Annotated in this window: 16 protein-coding genes and 1 pseudogene; 9 read left to right on the top strand and 8 right to left on the bottom strand. The window is 61.3% G+C overall.

Annotated elements, in window-relative coordinates; all coding sequences use genetic code 11:
* The first annotated feature begins 39 nt into the window (after positions 1-39).
* Positions 40-966, top strand: a complete 927-nt coding sequence (locus FE851_RS15285; RefSeq protein ID WP_145203740.1) for a LysR family transcriptional regulator — start codon at positions 40-42, stop codon at positions 964-966.
* A gap of 3 nt (positions 967-969) precedes the next feature.
* On the opposite strand, the pseudogene FE851_RS15290 reads toward FE851_RS15285, so the two are convergent.
* Both FE851_RS15290 and FE851_RS27185 read right to left on the bottom strand, forming a co-directional pair.
* A pseudogene (locus tag FE851_RS15290) lies at positions 970-1,392 on the bottom strand (LysR substrate-binding domain-containing protein); the annotation flags it as partial.
* Positions 1,393-1,510: 118 nt separating this feature from the next.
* Entirely contained in the window at positions 1,511-2,050 is a 540-nt protein-coding gene (locus FE851_RS27185) for a LysR family transcriptional regulator (RefSeq protein WP_145203746.1), read from the bottom strand.
* A 306-nt stretch (positions 2,051-2,356) separates the two neighbouring features.
* Between FE851_RS27185 and FE851_RS15300 the strand changes: the two genes are divergently transcribed.
* The 7 genes from FE851_RS15300 to FE851_RS26200 all read left to right on the top strand — a co-directional run bounded on the left by FE851_RS15300 (position 2,357) and on the right by FE851_RS26200 (position 9,802).
* A complete protein-coding gene (locus tag FE851_RS15300) occupies positions 2,357-3,757 on the top strand; it encodes an aminomethyltransferase family protein (protein WP_145203748.1) in 1,401 nt (466 codons plus the stop codon).
* 156 nt (positions 3,758-3,913) lie between these two features.
* Complete coding sequence (locus FE851_RS15305; RefSeq protein ID WP_261370956.1) at positions 3,914-4,768, top strand: methylenetetrahydrofolate reductase; 855 nt, start codon at positions 3,914-3,916, stop codon at positions 4,766-4,768.
* Between the two features lie 73 nt (positions 4,769-4,841).
* Complete coding sequence (gene purU / locus FE851_RS15310; protein WP_145203754.1) at positions 4,842-5,696, top strand: formyltetrahydrofolate deformylase; 855 nt, start codon at positions 4,842-4,844, stop codon at positions 5,694-5,696.
* A 4-nt stretch (positions 5,697-5,700) separates the two neighbouring features.
* Positions 5,701-6,591, top strand: a complete 891-nt coding sequence (gene folD, locus FE851_RS15315) for a bifunctional methylenetetrahydrofolate dehydrogenase/methenyltetrahydrofolate cyclohydrolase FolD (RefSeq protein ID WP_145203757.1) — start codon at positions 5,701-5,703, stop codon at positions 6,589-6,591.
* A 5-nt stretch (positions 6,592-6,596) separates the two neighbouring features.
* The gene (locus tag FE851_RS15320) at positions 6,597-7,052 is read left to right on the top strand and encodes a dihydroneopterin aldolase (RefSeq protein WP_186378834.1); all 456 of its coding nucleotides are present in this window, start codon (positions 6,597-6,599) and stop codon (positions 7,050-7,052) included.
* 154 nt (positions 7,053-7,206) lie between these two features.
* Entirely contained in the window at positions 7,207-9,609 is a 2,403-nt protein-coding gene (locus FE851_RS15325; protein WP_145203763.1) for a TonB-dependent receptor, read from the top strand.
* 31 nt (positions 9,610-9,640) lie between these two features.
* Positions 9,641-9,802, top strand: a complete 162-nt coding sequence (locus FE851_RS26200; RefSeq protein ID WP_186378835.1) for a hypothetical protein — start codon at positions 9,641-9,643, stop codon at positions 9,800-9,802.
* Between the two features lie 115 nt (positions 9,803-9,917).
* Here the strand turns inward: FE851_RS26200 and pcaF are convergent, their stop codons facing one another.
* The 3 genes from pcaF to FE851_RS15340 are packed head-to-tail and all read right to left on the bottom strand — an operon-like array spanning position 9,918 to position 12,482.
* On the bottom strand, positions 9,918-11,126 hold the full coding sequence (gene pcaF, locus FE851_RS15330; protein WP_145203765.1) for a 3-oxoadipyl-CoA thiolase: 1,209 nt from the start codon (positions 11,124-11,126) through the stop codon (positions 9,918-9,920).
* 14 nt (positions 11,127-11,140) lie between these two features.
* A complete protein-coding gene (locus FE851_RS15335; protein ID WP_145203768.1) occupies positions 11,141-11,782 on the bottom strand; it encodes a 3-oxoacid CoA-transferase subunit B in 642 nt (213 codons plus the stop codon).
* 13 nt (positions 11,783-11,795) lie between these two features.
* Positions 11,796-12,482 carry a 3-oxoacid CoA-transferase subunit A gene (locus FE851_RS15340; protein ID WP_145203771.1) on the bottom strand — a complete coding sequence of 229 codons (687 nt, stop codon included), beginning with the start codon at positions 12,480-12,482 and terminating at the stop codon, positions 11,796-11,798.
* Between the two features lie 101 nt (positions 12,483-12,583).
* On the opposite strand from FE851_RS15340, the gene FE851_RS15345 reads away from it, so the two are divergent.
* Entirely contained in the window at positions 12,584-13,366 is a 783-nt protein-coding gene (locus FE851_RS15345) for an IclR family transcriptional regulator C-terminal domain-containing protein (RefSeq protein ID WP_145203774.1), read from the top strand.
* Here FE851_RS15345 and FE851_RS15350 read toward each other — a convergent pair.
* The 3 genes from FE851_RS15350 to FE851_RS15360 form a co-directional block, all read right to left on the bottom strand.
* On the bottom strand, positions 13,257-14,282 hold the full coding sequence (locus FE851_RS15350) for a tyrosine-type recombinase/integrase (RefSeq protein ID WP_261370957.1): 1,026 nt from the start codon (positions 14,280-14,282) through the stop codon (positions 13,257-13,259). The two genes, FE851_RS15345 and FE851_RS15350, sit on opposite strands and share 110 nt — an antisense overlap.
* Before the next feature lie 234 nt (positions 14,283-14,516).
* Positions 14,517-14,768, bottom strand: coding sequence for a helix-turn-helix domain-containing protein (locus FE851_RS15355; RefSeq protein ID WP_145203777.1), 252 nt, complete (start codon positions 14,766-14,768; stop codon positions 14,517-14,519).
* 120 nt (positions 14,769-14,888) lie between these two features.
* The gene (locus tag FE851_RS15360) at positions 14,889-15,086 is read right to left on the bottom strand and encodes a hypothetical protein (RefSeq protein WP_145203780.1); all 198 of its coding nucleotides are present in this window, start codon (positions 15,084-15,086) and stop codon (positions 14,889-14,891) included.
* Positions 15,087-15,474: the final 388 nt, after the last annotated feature.

Consider the following 15,474-nt stretch of genomic DNA (forward strand, 5'->3'; position numbering starts at 1 on the left):
TCTTGGGCGTGACAAAAACGAGGCCGTTGGAGGCATGCGATGATCAGACTGGCCGATATTGGCCTCGCGGAACTACAGGTGTTCGACGCGGTGTATCGCTATCGGAGCGTGATCGAAGCCAGCCGCTCGCTCGACCTGCCGCAGCCGACCGTCAGCCGCTGGCTGGCCAAGCTGCGCAATCATTTCCGCGACACCCTCTTCGTCCGGACACCGCGCGGCATGGAACCCACCCGCACGGCTGAAGCGATCGCCGGTCCGGTGCGCGACATGCTCCAGATATATCGGGATCGACTGATGCAGGAGCGAAGTTTCGATCCTGCAACGACCGCCCGGAATTTTCGCATTGCCGCCTCCGACTTCGGTCAGTTGACGGTATTGCCGGCTCTCGATCGCTGGGCTGCGCAGACCGCGCCCCGCGCCCGCTTCTCGGCCATTGCGCTGGGGCGGGAAACGCTTCCGGAAGGGCTGGAAACCGGCGAGATCGACCTTGCGGTCGGCGGCTTTCCGGCTTTGGCGTCGGGAATCATCGAACAGACGCTATACGAAGATGAATATGTCTGCGCCTTTCGTCAGAATCATCCCCTGGCCGGGGACGGCGCGCTTACGCTTTCCAGCTTCCAGTCTGCGCGTCACATTGTCGTCAGCGCGCGGATCGCGGGTCATGTCCACCAGCAGGTCGAGGATCAGCTTCTGGCGACACTTGTGCCCGAAAATGTCAGGCTGACCTCCTATGCTTTCTCCCTCGCCCCGATGCTGATCGGCGAAACCGACCTGATCCTGACCATACCACGCCGCGTAGCGGGCTTTTTGCAAAGCCAGCTCGGCCTGGCGATCGTCCGTCCGCCGATCGAGCTGCCACGGTTCCGGGTCAAACAATATTGGCACGAGCGATCCAAGCACGATCCGGGACACCGTTGGCTGCGTCAGGGCATTGTGGAGCTGCTTTCGAACAGGGCCAGGAAATAGGCGTCAGAGATGCGGCCGGTTCTGGCTGATCGACGCGACAAGCGAGCGGAGCCAGACCAGCCGCTTCCCGTTGTCGAAGCGCCGATGCCAGACCTGCTTGATCTCGCGCTTGGGGATCTCGAACGGCGGGGAAAGCATCTTCACCGGATAATGTTCGGCGAAGCGGCGGGCGAGCGGAGTGGCAAGGGTGGCCACAAAATCCGACTGGGCGACAAGAGCGGGAACGTTCACATAGTGCGAGATGGTCAGAACCACGTCGCGCTGGATGTCCTGCTGCGCCAGCGAAAGCTCCACGATGTCGTGATGCCGGCTCTGCTGCTGGACGGTGATGTGCCGGGCGGCACGATATTGTTCCAGGCTGATCCCCTCGCCGAATTCCGGATGGTCGGCGCGAACCACGGTACTGGTGCCGTGAGAAAAGAGGACCTGCCGTTTAAATACGGAGGTCGTAAGGTCGGGATCTGTCTCTTATACACATCTAGATGTGTATAAGAGACAGGAGCGGGAACGTTCACATAGTGCGAGATCTGTCTCTTATACACATCTAGATGTGTATAAGAGACAGAAAGAGGACCTGCTGTTTAAATACGGAGGTCGTAAGGTCGGGATAGTAGCCGATCGCGATGTCGATTTCCCCTGCATCCATCGCATCGGCGAGAGCCTCCGGATTGCAGGAGATCGTCTTTACGCGGACGTGGGGCGCGGCCTTTGCCAGCTGGTCCATCAGCCCTGGTAAAAATTCGAGTTCGCCGATGTCCGACAGGCTGATCACGAAGGTGTCGCGGCTCGTCCCAGCCTCGAAGCCGGAACGGGCGAGAATGTCGTGGCGGATGGAGCGCAGGACATTGCTGACCGGCTCGCGCAGCGACATCGCGAGGGCAGTTGGATTCATCGTTCCGTGCGAACGTACGAAAAGCTCGTCTCCCAACACCTCCCGCAATCGGGCCAGCGCGGCGCTCACCGTGGGCTGGCTAAGCTGAAGCCGTTGCGCGGCCCGCGTAATCGTCGGTTCTTCCAAAAGGGCGTCGAGAATAACGAGCAAATTCAGATCGAGGCGGCGCAACTCCACATGAAATCCTTTCATCTCCTCTCGGTTGCCGGGCCCGGTCCGGCTCGTCTTGCCGGCCTATAGCTCCTTTGCGCGCGATCCCAGCATATAGCGCCCGATAGTCACTATTGCCAAAGCTTTGTGGAGCGCGAAGTCGGCCCATCCTATCACATCATCAACGATCGTCAGGCCATTCATGTGGATGGTGGTGCTGGAAGGCGGACGGATCGGCGAGGGGAGGAACGAGCCGTCGCGACCAGAGCGCCACGCCGGTCTGCCGTTCTCGCCCGAGCCGCCTGCTCGTCGATCGCCATGACGACTGCCGTATAACAGGAGAGACGAATGAGCGTGGTGAGCCTGCAGGACAAGATCAATGCAGCCGGTGGAAATCCGCTCGAGATGATGCGGCAGAGTCAGGTTGGCGCCTATATCTTTCCCCTTGAACCGGAGTTCACCAACTGGCGGGACGAACAGCGGTCCTGGCGGGAAACCGCGGTGCTGTTCGACCAGTCGCACCATATGACGGACCTTTATGTGGAGGGGCCGGACACGCTGCGTCTCCTGTCGGATCTGGGCGTCAACAGCCTCGGCAATTTCGTCCCCAACCGCGCAAAGCAGTTTGTGGCCTGCAACTATGACGGCCAGATGATCGGCGACTGCATCTGTTTCTACCTTGAGCCCAACAAGGTACTGCTGATCGGCCGGCCCACCGTTCAGAACTGGGTGGAATTCCACGCGAAGACCGGCGGTTATGACGTCACGACGCTAAAGGATGTGCGCAACGTCGAGAACCAGGGCCGACGTCTCACCTTCCGCTTTCAGGTCCAGGGGCCGAACGCCGCCGAAATCCTGGAGCGGGTCAACGATGGGCCGCTTCCTCTCATCAAGTTCTTTCACATGGGCGAGATCACGATCGCGGGGCACAAGGTGCGTGCGCTCAAGCACGGCATGTCCGGAGAACCGGGTCTTGAACTATGGGGGCCGTCGGAACTCTACGCCGAAGTGCGCAACGCTCTGATGGAGGCGGGTAAGGACTTGGGGCTTAAGGCGGCGGGCGGCCGTGCCTATGCAACCAGCATGCTCGAGAACGGGTGGATCCCCTCGCCGATGCCCGCGATCTATTCAGGCGAAGCGATGAAGGCCTATCGCGAGTATCTGCCCGCCCGAGGCTTTGAGGCTATGGCTTCGCTCGGCGGAAGTTTCGTGTCGGACCGGATCGAGGACTATTATCTGACACCATGGGATATGGGCTACGGTAATTTCGTGAAGTTCGACCACGACTTCATTGGTCGCTCTGCGCTCGAGGAGCTCGCCCAGCGACGCCACCGTAAGAAGGTCACGCTCGTCTGGAGGGACGAGGACGTGGTGTCCGTCCTCGCCTCGCAATTCCAGAAGGATCCCGCCATGCGGGGCAAATATCTCGAGTGGCCGGCATCCAACTATTCAACGCTGCCCTACGACCGCGTGATGGATGACCGGGACAGGATCGTCGGCCTTTCGACCTACTCGGGATACAATGCGAACCTTGGCGAATGGGTGTCGCTGGCTATGCTTGACGAGGAAAGCGCCGTCATCGGCAGCCAGGTCACCCTGATCTGGGGCGAGGAGCATGGCGGCACTTCGAAGCCGGTCGTAGAGCGCCACACCCAGATGGCGATCCGGGCAACGGTAGCGCCGGCGCCGTACAACGCGACGGCGCTGGGCGCCTATCGCGAAGCCATCGGCCAGGCGGCGGCGAGATGATCGCGCCGGCCTGATCACCGGCCGGTCCGTCCTCGCGGCCAGCCACATTTCGTTCGATCCTTTGCCGCAGCCCGCATGGTTTGCGGAGAGGTGGGCGCGTGCCCGCCCGATCCGACCCAGGAGAATATGATGAAGACCGCAACCGCAGCTGCTCCGGTGGACCATATTTCGCCCCGGTCCCTGACGCAGTTTTTTTCGCTCGAGATGACGGCAAGAGACGTGGGCGCGCTGCGGGAGGCGGCTCCGCTCATCCCGCAGGGCACGCGGCTGTCGATCACTTTCCTGCCGGGAGAAGAGATGCCGGCGCGTGTCGCTGCCGCAGCCGCTGCACGCGAGCTGGGCTTCATCCCTGTTCCCCATATCTCGGCAAGGCGGATCGCCAGCAAGACCGATCTTGAGACCTATTTGGACGCGCTGATCGACCAGGCGCAGGTGGAAGACGTGTTCCTGATCGCGGGTGATCCGCCGGAGCCGTTGGGCCCTTATGAGGATTCGCTCGGCATCATCCGCAGCGGGGTGCTTTCACGCTACGGCATCAGCCACGTCGGTATCGCCGGACACCCCGAAGGACATGGGCAGGTAGGTCCGCAGATGTTGCGGCAGGCGATGCTGGACAAGAAGTCCGAACTCGAAGCGCAGGGCATCGGCTATGCGATCATGACCCAATTCGGCTTCGACGCCGATCCGGTGCTGGAATGGCTCGCGCAGATCCGGTCGGACGGAATCCGGGCCCCCGTGCGGCTCGGCGTGCCCGGGCCTGCATCGATCAAGCGGCTGCTGTCCTTCGCCGCTCGGTGCGGCGTCGGCACATCGACGAGCGTGCTGAAGAAATACGGCATCTCCATTACCAAACTGCTGGGCACCGCCGGTCTCGACCGTTTCGTGAACGGCCTCGCCGAAGGCCTTCGTCTCGATATCCACGGCGAAGTCGCGCTGCACCTTTATCCCTTCGGCGGCCTGCGTGCGACGGCCGAATGGGCCGACAGCTTTGTTCGTACCGGGCGTGGTTGACGCCGGATTTAACTGACTGACGACAGCAGCTGCCGTGGCCGGCAGCTGCCATTGAGAGTGGGAGCCCATTTCCGTGACCGAGAGCTATGTCCTGACACTGTCTTGCCCCGACCGACCCGGCATCGTCGCGACGGTCAGCGGAGCGCTGTACGATATCGGCGCGAACATACAGGAGGCGCAGCAGTTCGACGACCCCGAAACCGGAAATTTCTTCCTGCGCACGGTCTTTTCCCTTGCAGGTGAAAACGCCGGCGGACTGGAGACGCGGCTGGCGGAGATCGCCGGACGCTATTCGATGACCTGGTCGGTTCGTGCGCTCGCGAGTCGGCGCAAGGTGCTGATCCTGGTCTCCAAGTTCGATCACTGCCTAGGTGACCTGCTCTATCGATCCCGTATTGGGGAACTCGAAATGGAAGTAGTGGGCATTGTCAGCAACCATCCACGCGAAGTCCTGAATATCTCGCTGATCGGAGACATTCCGTTCCATCACCTTCCGATTACGAAGGAGACCAAGCCGGAGCAGGAAGCCCAGATCAAGGCGATCGTGAACGAGACCGGCGCGGAACTCATCATTCTTGCCCGCTACATGCAGATCCTGTCCGACGATCTCGCTACCTTTCTGTCGGGGCGGTGCATCAATATCCATCACAGCTTCCTGCCGGGCTTTAAGGGCGCCAAGCCCTATCATCAGGCCCATGCACGCGGGGTCAAGATGATCGGAGCTACAGCGCATTACGTCACGGCCGACCTGGACGAAGGGCCGATCATCCACCAGGACGTCGAACAGATCAGCCACGCCGACACGCCCGATGATCTCGTGCGGAAGGGGCGGAACATAGAACAGCGCGTATTGTCGCGCGCTGTCCTCTATCACCTTCAGGACCGAATTCTCGTGAACGAGAGCAAGACGGTCGTCTTCCGGGATTGAGAGGATGGTCGAAATCATCTCCGGTACAGCGATGGCTGCGACAATCACCGACAGCTTGCGAGAAGAAGTGAGTCTCTTTGCGGGCGAGCACGGCTATCCGCCGACGCTAGCGGTCGTGCTGGTCGGGGATGATCCGGCGAGCCAGATCTATGTCCGGCGAAAGATCGGCCAGTGCGCCAAGATCGGTCTGCGATCCATCGAGCACCGGTTTTCGCGCGATCTGTCCGAAGCAGACCTGCTGGGCCTTATCGCGCGATTGAACGAGGATCCTGAGGTGCACGGGATCCTCGTGCAACTGCCGCTGCCGGCGCATATCGACAGCCACATGATCCTAGATGCGATCAATCCTCTCAAGGATGTAGACGGGTTTCATCCCGTTAATGTCGGGCGACTTTCAATCGGAAACCGCGGCCTGCTTCCGTGTACGCCGATGGGATGCATGATGCTGCTCGAAAGTCTCGTCGTTGACTTCAGAGGGAAGAAGGCTGTCGTCATCGGGAAGTCGAACATCGTGGGCAAGCCCGTGGCCCTCCTTCTTCTCGAGCGGGAGTGCACCGTCACGGTGACCCACCGCTACACGGAAAACCTGCCCGAGATTGTGCGCACCGCCGACATTCTGGTGGTTGCGGCCGGCAGTCCGGGCCTCGTCCGCGGGGATTGGGTCAAACCCGGGGCCATCGTGATAGACGTGGGGATCAATCGCACGATCGACGGCGACGGGCGGCCCAAGATCGTCGGCGATGTCGCGTTCGAAGAGATGGACCATGCAGGCGCTGTCACGCCGGTGCCCGGCGGCGTCGGCCCCATGACGATCGCGTGTCTGCTCGTCAACACTGTGAAGGCGGCGACGACGCTGAACAGCCATTGTGAACCAATCTCTCTGGTCGATGGATGAAGCGCATGAGCGCGTGGAAGACCGCTAAAGGGCCACTTTGCAGGATCGGCGTCGACGCCGTGAACGTCCATGCGCGCATCGGTGCTCATGCGCATGAGAAGGAATATACCCAGATGTTGCGGGTGTCGGTAGAACTTGTCACTCGCCCACCGGTGTCGGACAGTCTGGCGTCGGCGTTCGATTATGCCTGCATACCTGGCATCATCGCGGAACTGGCCCGTTCTCATATCCAACTGATCGAGAAGTTTGCATCGCAGGTTGCCGAGCGCTGCCTTGCCCACGATCTTGTCGAGGCGGTCGAGGTTCGGGTTGAAAAGCCGTCCGCTTTGTCGAACGGACTCGCCTGGGCCGCAGTAAGTCTGGAAAGACCGCTTGCGTGCAGAACGGAAAATGGGTCTGGCAGCGGCGGCGCTTATGTCGGCCCTTATGGCAGTTCCTTCAAATCATCAAGAATCACATAGTCATTATTCGCAAACTCTCGTGGCGCGTATGGATACCGTTCGCCACAGTCTATCGTAGCCGATCCATCGAAGATCGGGGCAATTCGATAAGAACGATCACAAGCTATTCGCCATGAAGCGAAGGAAGTGATCCGAACTGGAGGGGAAGGGTATCATGAAAATCTTTACGTTCCGCGCAGTCCTGCTCGCGACCGCCGTATCTTTCTTCACGAGCAGTGCTGCCTATGCACAGTCGGAGCAGGTGGCGGAGCAGAGTGGATCGGGCGACGATGTCTCGATCAGCGACATCGTCGTCACCGCGCGGCGAAAGGACGAACGACTTGTCGATGTTCCCGTCGCGGTGAGCGCCCTGGGGAGCGAATCCCTCGCCCGCTACGGCACCCGCCAGCTCACCGAGATCGGCATGCAGATACCGCAGGTGGCCTTGAACAAGGGCGGGGCGGGTCCGGGGGTCAACCTCCAGATCCGCGGCGTCGGCAGCCAGGCCAATGACGCAGGTGTTGAACAGATGGTGGCCCTGAATGTCGATGGCGTGCTGGTCAGCCGCGGTCGCGGCATCATCAATGCGGGCATGCTCGATGTCGCCAGCGTCGAAGTGCTGAAAGGGCCGCAGGCCCTATTCTTCGGCAAAAACAGCCCTGGCGGTGTCATTTCGGTCAACGGCGTCCTGCCCGGCCGGGATCTGAGCGGCTTCGCCCGCATCGGGTATAACGAGAACGACCACCAGCGCTTCATCGAGGGAGCCGTCACGCTGCCGGTAACCGAAAGCCTGGCCGTCCGCGTAGCAGGGCGCACCGACGACAGCCGCGGCTATATCCGCAACATGGCCCAGACGGCGCCCGATCCCTTCCATCCGGGTTTCAATTATACGCCAGCGGCCAAGTGGTCGGACGGTGCCGCAAGCACCCTTGGCCGCGTCACGATCGCCTATCGCCCGGACAATGATTTCGACGCCACCTTGAAGGTTTATGGCAGCCATTACACGGACAATGGTCCATCTTCGCGCGCGGAACTGTTGCGATGCGGTAACGGGTCCCTGACTCGTCCGACTCTCGCCAACGGAGCGGTCGATCCCTATGGCGACTGCGTACCCAATTTCAGGCGATCGGTCTCGGCCCTGGATCCCCGGCTGGTGGCGGGGTTTCCGCGCACCGGTGGCGCTCCGTTCAGCAATATCGAAACCTATCTCAGTTCGCTGAACATGAACTACAACAGCGATACGCTGACCATCACCTCGACGACGGGATTCTTCCGGTTCCTCAGCGACTATGAAGAAAGCTTCGACTATACGAGTCTGGCCCGGCTGCTCGGTTCAGCGAAGGAGCGGACGACGACGATCAGCCAGGAATTGCGGGCGATCACAAAGCTGGACTTCCCCGTGAACTTCACGTTCGGCGGCTATTATGAGCACCTCAAGCGCGAATACCGGCAGGACACGATGCTGGCGCTGGTGCCGCTGCCGATCGATCCAGCCACCGGGCGCTACGATACCGCCGACGGCGTCTATTCAACGCGGGGCGACACCTATTCCATTTTCGCCCAAGCCAACTGGAAGATAGTCGAGAACCTGGAGCTTGCCGGCGGCACCCGTTATACCCATGAGCGGCGATCGGGGACGCTTCAGAACATCTATGTCCATCCCAACCGCCTTCCGCCCGTGGTCGCCGCCCCGACCAACCTGCCCCCCGGAACGGTGCTCCGGCCCAGGCTCAGCAACGACAATGTCTCGCCGGAAGTCACGCTCAGCTGGCACCCGATCCGCAACACGACACTTTACGCAGCATACAAGACGGGATTCCTGTCGGCGGGCATTTCCAACCCCGGCAATCTCGCGGGCTCGGCCACCGTCGACAATGTGCAGTTCCGGTCGGTCAAGGCGAAGGGTGGCGAAATCGGTGCGAAGGGCAGCCTGCTGGGCGGCGCGCTCAGCATCGATGCCACGGCCTATCTCTATGACTATGATGACCTGCAGCTCACGTCCTTCGACGCGCAGACCTTTGCCTATGTGACCCGGAACGCAGCCGGGGCGCGCGTGAAGGGCGCCGAACTGCAGGTGAACTATACCGCGTCGAGCGCGCTCTCGTTGCGGGGTTTCGTCGCGTACAACCACGCCCGCTTCCGCAGCTTTCCCAACGCCCAGTGCTTCGCCGGGCAGACGGCGGCGCAGGGGTGTGTAGCCGGCGTGCAGGATCTGTCGGGGCAAAGGCTGGGCACCTCGCCGGCAGTCTCGGCAAGCGCGGGCGCGACGTACATCATCGACCTGTCTCGCGATTGGAAGTCGTCGCTTTCGGGCGACCTGTTCTACAGCAGCAGCTACAATCACTCCGCGGGCGGTTTCAACTTCCGGCCCAATTCCATCCAGGATGGCTTTGCCCGCGTCAATGCAACGTTGAAGGTCTATTCAGACACGTTCGAATTCGCGGTGATCGGCAATAACCTCACCGACAAGACGTACATCATTTCCAGCGCCGATGCTGCCGGAAACGTGCCCGGCACGACCTACGGCTTCCTCGGACGCCCGCGGGAAATCCTGTTTCAGGCGACTTACCGTTTCTAGGATGTCCGGCCCCGGGGGTGGGGGACGGCAGGTGGCTGGCGCGTCGCTTCAGGGCGGCGCGCCAGCCACCGTGCGCGAGCGCGTGAGGCATGACATGACCGTTGCTGCGCGGATACTGGGGATCGAAGCCCGGGAGGAGGATATCAACTTCCTCGCAGAGCGCGTGGCATCTGCCTTCGATTTTCGCGACTGAGCAATCGCAGTCGTTGTCCGCCCACGCCAGCGGCGGAAGGGTTTCCTGCAATGGGCACGACTGGCCCTTGTGGGGCATCATTGGAACATTCAAGGGCGCACTGTCGAGTAAGTGGTCAAACCCGTTCAACCGCCAGCGCCAGGCCCATCCCCACGCCGATGCAGAGCGTCGCAAGCCCGCGCTTTCCACCGCACTTTTCCAGCTGGTGCACCAGGGTCATCGCGATGCGAGCGCCCGACATGCCAAGCGGGTGGCCAAGCGCGATCGCTCCGCCATTGGCGTTAACATGGGGCGCGTCGTCGGCCAGACCCAAGGCCCTCAAGACCGCTAGGCTCTGGCTGGCGAAAGCCTCGTTGAGCTCGATCGCGTCAAAATCGCCGATCGACAGGCCAAGACGCGCCATCAGCTTCCGGGTGGCCGGTACCGGCCCAATCCCCATCACACGCGGTTCGACGCCCGCGGAGGCAAGGCCGAGAATCCTGGCGCGGGGCGTCAGACCCTGCGCCTTGGCGGCCGCCTCGCTGGCGACGATCATGGCCGCAGCGCCGTCATTGATACCCGACGCGTTTCCGGCCGTGACAGTGCCATTCGGGCCGAAGAGCGGCTTCAGTTTCTGAAGCGCTTCGATCGTCGCATCGGCGCGGGGATGTTCATCGACGCTCGCCTCGATCCTTTCCCCCCGCTTTTTGCCGGGGATCGTCAGCGGGACGATCTCCTCGGCGTGAAGGCCATTTTTCTGCGCCGCGATGGCCCTGTTCTGGCTACGCAGGGCAAAGGCGTCCTGGTCCTCGCGGCTGATGCCGAAGTCCTCGGCCACATTCTCGCCGGTGCGGGGCATCGTTTCTGTGCCGTAAAGCGCATCGAGCGCCGGGTTTACGAAACGCCAGCCCATGGTCGTATCTTCGAGCTTCTGGTTGCGGCCGAATGCGCTATCGGCCTTGGCCATCACGAACGGCGCGCGGCTCATGCTTTCGACGCCCCCGGCGAGAGCGAGCGCCATTTCGTCCGAGCGAATTGCCCGGGCCGCGGCGCCGACCGCCTCCAGTCCCGAAGCACATAGCCGATTGAGCGTCACCCCGGGAACGGTGTGGGGCAGGCCTGCAAGAAGCAGGCTCATGCGCGCGACATTGCGGTTGTCTTCGCCGGACTGGTTGGCGCAGCCATAAAATACCTCCTCGATCGTCGCCGGATCGAGGCCAGGATTGCGCGCAAGGAGCGCCTTCATCGGCTCGGCGCCCAGGTCATCGGCGCGTACGCCTGCCAGCATGCCGCCATAGCGACCGATGGGAGTACGGATGGCGTCGCAGATGAAGGCTTCGGTCATGCGGATCTTTCTGTTCAGGATTGGGCTGCGAGCGACAAACCGGTGAGGCGCCGCAGATCGGCAAGGCCAAGGCCGTCGATCATCTCGATCACGCATGCGCCACCGGGCCCGACGTCGAAGACTGCCAGGTCGGTATACACGCGGGAAACGCAAGCTAGACCCGTCAACGGATAGGTGCAGCGCTCTACCAGCTTGCTCTCGCCCTGCTTGGTGAGCAGTTCCATCATGACGAATGTCTGCTTCGCGCCGATCGCCAGGTCCATGGCGCCTCCGACCGCAGGGATCGCCCCCGGCTCGCCCGTGTGCCAGTTTGCGAGATCTCCGTACACGGAAACCTGGAATGCGCCCAATACACAGATGTCGATATGCCCGCCGCGCATCATGGCGAAGCTGTCGGCATGATGGAAATATGCGCCACCGGTCAAAAGCGTGACCGCCTGTTTGCCGGCATTGATGAGCTCCCAATCTTCCTCTCCGGTAGCAGGGGCAGGGCCCATTCCGAGCAGACCATTCTCGCTCTGGAGGAAGATATCCCGGTCTTGCGGCAGATAGTTTGCTACCTTGGTCGGCAGGCCGATCCCCAGGTTTACATAGGCACCTTCGGGAATATCCCGGGCGACGCGCGCGGCGATCTGATCGCGGCTGAGGTGGTTCATCCTTGCTCTTCCTTCAAGCTGCCCGCGCCTGGCCAGCGATGGGAACCTCCACTACGCGCTGGACGAAGATGCCCGGGGTTACGATCACCTCCGGATCAAGGGCGCCGAGCTCGACGATTTCGCTGACCTGGGCGATGCTGGTTTTGGCCGCCATCGCCATGATCGGGCCGAAGTTTCGGGCCGTCTTGCGAAAGACGAGATTGCCCCACCGGTCTCCCCTGTGCGCCTTGATCAACGCGAAATCGGCCTGGATGGGGTATTCAAGAACATAGTCGCGGCCGTTGATGCTTCGGGTTTCCTTGCCGTCGGCGAGTGCCGTGCCGAACCCGGTTGGCGTGAAAATCGCCCCGAGACCTGCTCCAGCGGCCTGGATGCGCGCGGCAAGGTTGCCCTGGGGCACGAGTTCTAGCTCGACTTCCCCGGCGCGGTAACGCGCGTCGAAATGGTGGGAATCGCTCTGACGGGGAAAGGAGCAGATGATCTTCTTTACGCGGCCTTCCCGGATCAGGGCGGCAACGCCCTGTTCCCCATTGCCGGCGTTGTTGTTGATGATGGTGAGATTGCCGACGCCGCGCGCGATCAACGCGTCGATCAGCTCGTCTGGCATGCCCGCAGTGCCGAAGCCGCCGATCATTACTGACGCGCCGTCGAAGATGTCGGCCACGGCCGCGCGCGCGGAGTTATAGCTTTTATCGATCATCGGGCTCTCCTGGCCATCATCGAGCCGAGCATTCCGGATTGCGCCGTTACGAGTCAATCGATAAACGACGATATGTTCGATAATCGGTGATTGAAATTGCTATGCACGAAGAAGTCGGCGCGGAATGGCAGGGTGACCCAGAGTTCATGATGTCGCTCGCCCGCGGCCTCGCGGTGCTGCGCTGCTTTGCCGAGCAGGAGCGCCCGCTGACGATCGGTCAGGCGTCACAGATGACCGGCCTCAGTCGGGCGGCTGTGCGACGATGCCTCTATACCTTGGTTCGGCTGGGTTATGCGGCGCAGGAGGATCTGAGCTATGTCCTTCGGCCCAAGATCCTGTCGCTGGGCTATGCGTACCTGTCGTCCAGTTCGCTGGCAGCGCGAGCGCAGCCTATCCTCGATCATCTGCGTGATGAACTTGGCGAGTCCTGCTCACTCGGCGTGCTGGAGGAAGACGAAGTCTATTATGTGGCGAGAGCCGAAGCGGGACGGATCATGTCGATAGCGCTGCGCGTGGGCAGCCGGCTTCCTCTTTATGCAACATCCATGGGGCGCGTTCTGCTTGCGGCCAAGGCACGCGAGGAGCAAGAAGCCTATCTGGACCGAACCGAGTTGGCTGCTTTCACGCCCAAGACGCTTTGCACCAAGTCCGCTTTGGTCGAACGCCTTGGGCAAGTGCGCGACGACGGGTTTGCGATCGTCGACCAGGAACTGGAGCTTGGTTTGCGATCGATCGCGGTGCCGGTGATTGGCAAGGGCGGCGTCGTTGCAGCCCTCAACATGGGCACGCAGGCGGCTCGAATCTCGGCGGCCGACCTTCGTACCCGTTGCTTGCCGGCGCTTCGCAGGGGAGCGCAACGTCTCGGCATGATTGCAATGATGTGAGCTTGAACTCAAGCCGGCCGCGCATGGCACAGCATCGTTGTCTACTTAGGACGATCGTTATGCGGGCGGAGGGCCCTTCAATTTGCACTCGAATTCGATGCTGTTTGCCGATGCCGCTTGCGTGGGCGGCGTTGCCTGGCAAATCGGCGAGATATATCTGCTTTGGCATGGTATCGATCCCGTCTTCAAGCAGATGAGTGGCGAAGCTGTGTCGCAACGTATGTGGCCCGACACGCTTCGTGATGCCGGCGGCGCGTGCCGCCTCGGCCGCGATACGATGCACCTGTCGGTAACAGATAGGCTTGAGATAGTGCTGCCCCGGGAACAGCCAGCCATCGCGGTGCATGACGCTCTGATCCCGGCCCTCCTTCCACCACGCACGCAAGAGAGTCAGCAGATATTTCGGGAGCATGGCATTGCGATGGCCACCACCTTTGCCGCATTCCACCCGGAGCAAGATGCGTTCGCCATCGACATCGCTGACCCTGAGTTTGGCAACCTCCGAGGCGCGCAGACCGGCCCCATAGGCGACGGACAGGATGGCCTGATGCTTGAGGCTGGTGGTCGCTCCCAGCATCCGCGTCACTTCCTCGCGGCTGAGCACGGTCGGCAATGATCGTGGATGCTTCACCCGGTAGAGCTTGCGGGTCAGGTCGGGGCGGTCGATCGTATGCGTGTAGAAGAACCGCAGCGCAGACACGATGCTGTTCAGCGTCGGCCCGCCTAGCCCTGCTTCCCGTTGGTCGAGCTGGAACTGCCGCAGCTCTTCACCGCTCGCAGTATCGGGCGGACGGCCAAGCCACATGCCAAAGCGCGCCACATCCCGCAGGTAGTTGCGCTGCGTGGCGCGTGACAAACGGCGCAGGTCCATGTCTTCGGCCATGCGCTCACGCAATGTCCGGACGGGCATCATCATGGTGGAGGTGTTTATCGTTCGACTCCTCAGTTGAAGGAGTCGATAGGGTCTGCCTGTGCTCGCCCCCGCTCAAGCCAGTCGCATCGCCAGCATGATCAGCATGACATTAGATCCCGGCGCCAATCCCGCGCAGCGGGTTCGTACAAGTCCCAAAGGTTGCCGGTCACAAATCGTGCGCCGGCGACCCAGACTGGCGAACTGGTGGGCCAGCAGTTGCTCACCGCACCGGATATCTTACTGCCGCCTGTTTCGAGCGATCAGATCCCGCAAGCTGTCTACCGGTATGAGTGTCGAAGCGCCGATCTTCACGATGCCGATGTCGCCGGACTGTATCAGTTCATACAGCTTGGACCGGCCGATCCCTGTCATGCGCACCGCTTCCGGGATACGAACCGTAAGAGTTTCAGTTTTGTCGATCCGCAGAGCCTCATCAGCCTCAACAGGAGGAATTTGCGACTTTCGGCGTGTCTTGATGATGTGAACCATGTGATGGTCATCCTGCTAAATAAGGGGTAGCCGGATCGATCCGGCGAATAGGCGAAGGTGTCATTTCGAGGAAAAGAATGTCGCTCGGCCCTTCCCTGCGAAAGGAAGGCGCCTTTCAGCTCACCCCTCTTCGAGCAGACCATGATCCCGCAGGACCGCTTTCGCGCAGTCCATGCCCAGCTCGAGCGTCTCCGGCGATCGCCGGGCTAGATCAACGTGGATGAGTTCCCGCATCTGGAGGACGGCGACAAGCAACTCCTCGCCCGGCGTGCGCAACATCCTGAACGTGGTTTCCGGCAGTGCGAGCTTCCTGAGCATGAGCCGAATCATGGAAGCACAGGGCATTCCTGCACGCGCAGCCCGGTAAAGGAGCTGATCATGGAGATCATCTTCAAGCCGTATCGTAATTCTAGCCATAAGCTATCCTATCATTTGGATGCCTGGCCTGCGTGATGAAGCAGAGGAAATGTATGCCGCTGTCTGCCGTTGGTAAAGGGTGGGATGCCGCGGCAGCCAAGGAAGTCAAAAAATTGGTGGGGGCGTCAAATGTTGCCAAGGAAAATCAATGACTTGAATTTTTTTGGCTGCCAATCGGCGTCAACGGCACCAAACAGTGCCAACGGAGATGTCTGCCAAAATCCGTTCAATGTACTGATTTTGTTGTGTAATTTTCTCGCAGCACCCGTGCGTACGGTGCATTACATTT

Source organism: Sphingobium sp. B2, from assembly GCF_007693735.1.
Taxonomy (GTDB): Bacteria; Pseudomonadota; Alphaproteobacteria; order Sphingomonadales; family Sphingomonadaceae; genus Sphingobium; species Sphingobium xenophagum.

Coding starts and splice junctions, on each gene's coding strand:
- folD (WP_145203757.1), top strand. CDS start 5,701: ATGGTCGAAATCATCTCCGGTACAGCGATGGCTGCGACAATCACCGAC.
- FE851_RS15360 (WP_145203780.1), bottom strand. CDS start 15,086: ATGCTCAGGAAGCTCGCACTGCCGGAAACCACGTTCAGGATGTTGCGC.
- FE851_RS15320 (WP_186378834.1), top strand. CDS start 6,597: ATGAGCGCGTGGAAGACCGCTAAAGGGCCACTTTGCAGGATCGGCGTC.
- FE851_RS27185 (WP_145203746.1), bottom strand. CDS start 2,050: ATGAAAGGATTTCATGTGGAGTTGCGCCGCCTCGATCTGAATTTGCTC.
- pcaF (WP_145203765.1), bottom strand. CDS start 11,126: ATGACCGAAGCCTTCATCTGCGACGCCATCCGTACTCCCATCGGTCGC.
- FE851_RS15335 (WP_145203768.1), bottom strand. CDS start 11,782: ATGAACCACCTCAGCCGCGATCAGATCGCCGCGCGCGTCGCCCGGGAT.
- FE851_RS15300 (WP_145203748.1), top strand. CDS start 2,357: ATGAGCGTGGTGAGCCTGCAGGACAAGATCAATGCAGCCGGTGGAAAT.
- FE851_RS15350 (WP_261370957.1), bottom strand. CDS start 14,282: ATGATGATGCCCGTCCGGACATTGCGTGAGCGCATGGCCGAAGACATG.
- FE851_RS15325 (WP_145203763.1), top strand. CDS start 7,207: ATGAAAATCTTTACGTTCCGCGCAGTCCTGCTCGCGACCGCCGTATCT.
- FE851_RS15345 (WP_145203774.1), top strand. CDS start 12,584: ATGCACGAAGAAGTCGGCGCGGAATGGCAGGGTGACCCAGAGTTCATG.
- FE851_RS15340 (WP_145203771.1), bottom strand. CDS start 12,482: ATGATCGATAAAAGCTATAACTCCGCGCGCGCGGCCGTGGCCGACATC.
- FE851_RS15355 (WP_145203777.1), bottom strand. CDS start 14,768: ATGGTTCACATCATCAAGACACGCCGAAAGTCGCAAATTCCTCCTGTT.
- FE851_RS15285 (WP_145203740.1), top strand. CDS start 40: ATGATCAGACTGGCCGATATTGGCCTCGCGGAACTACAGGTGTTCGAC.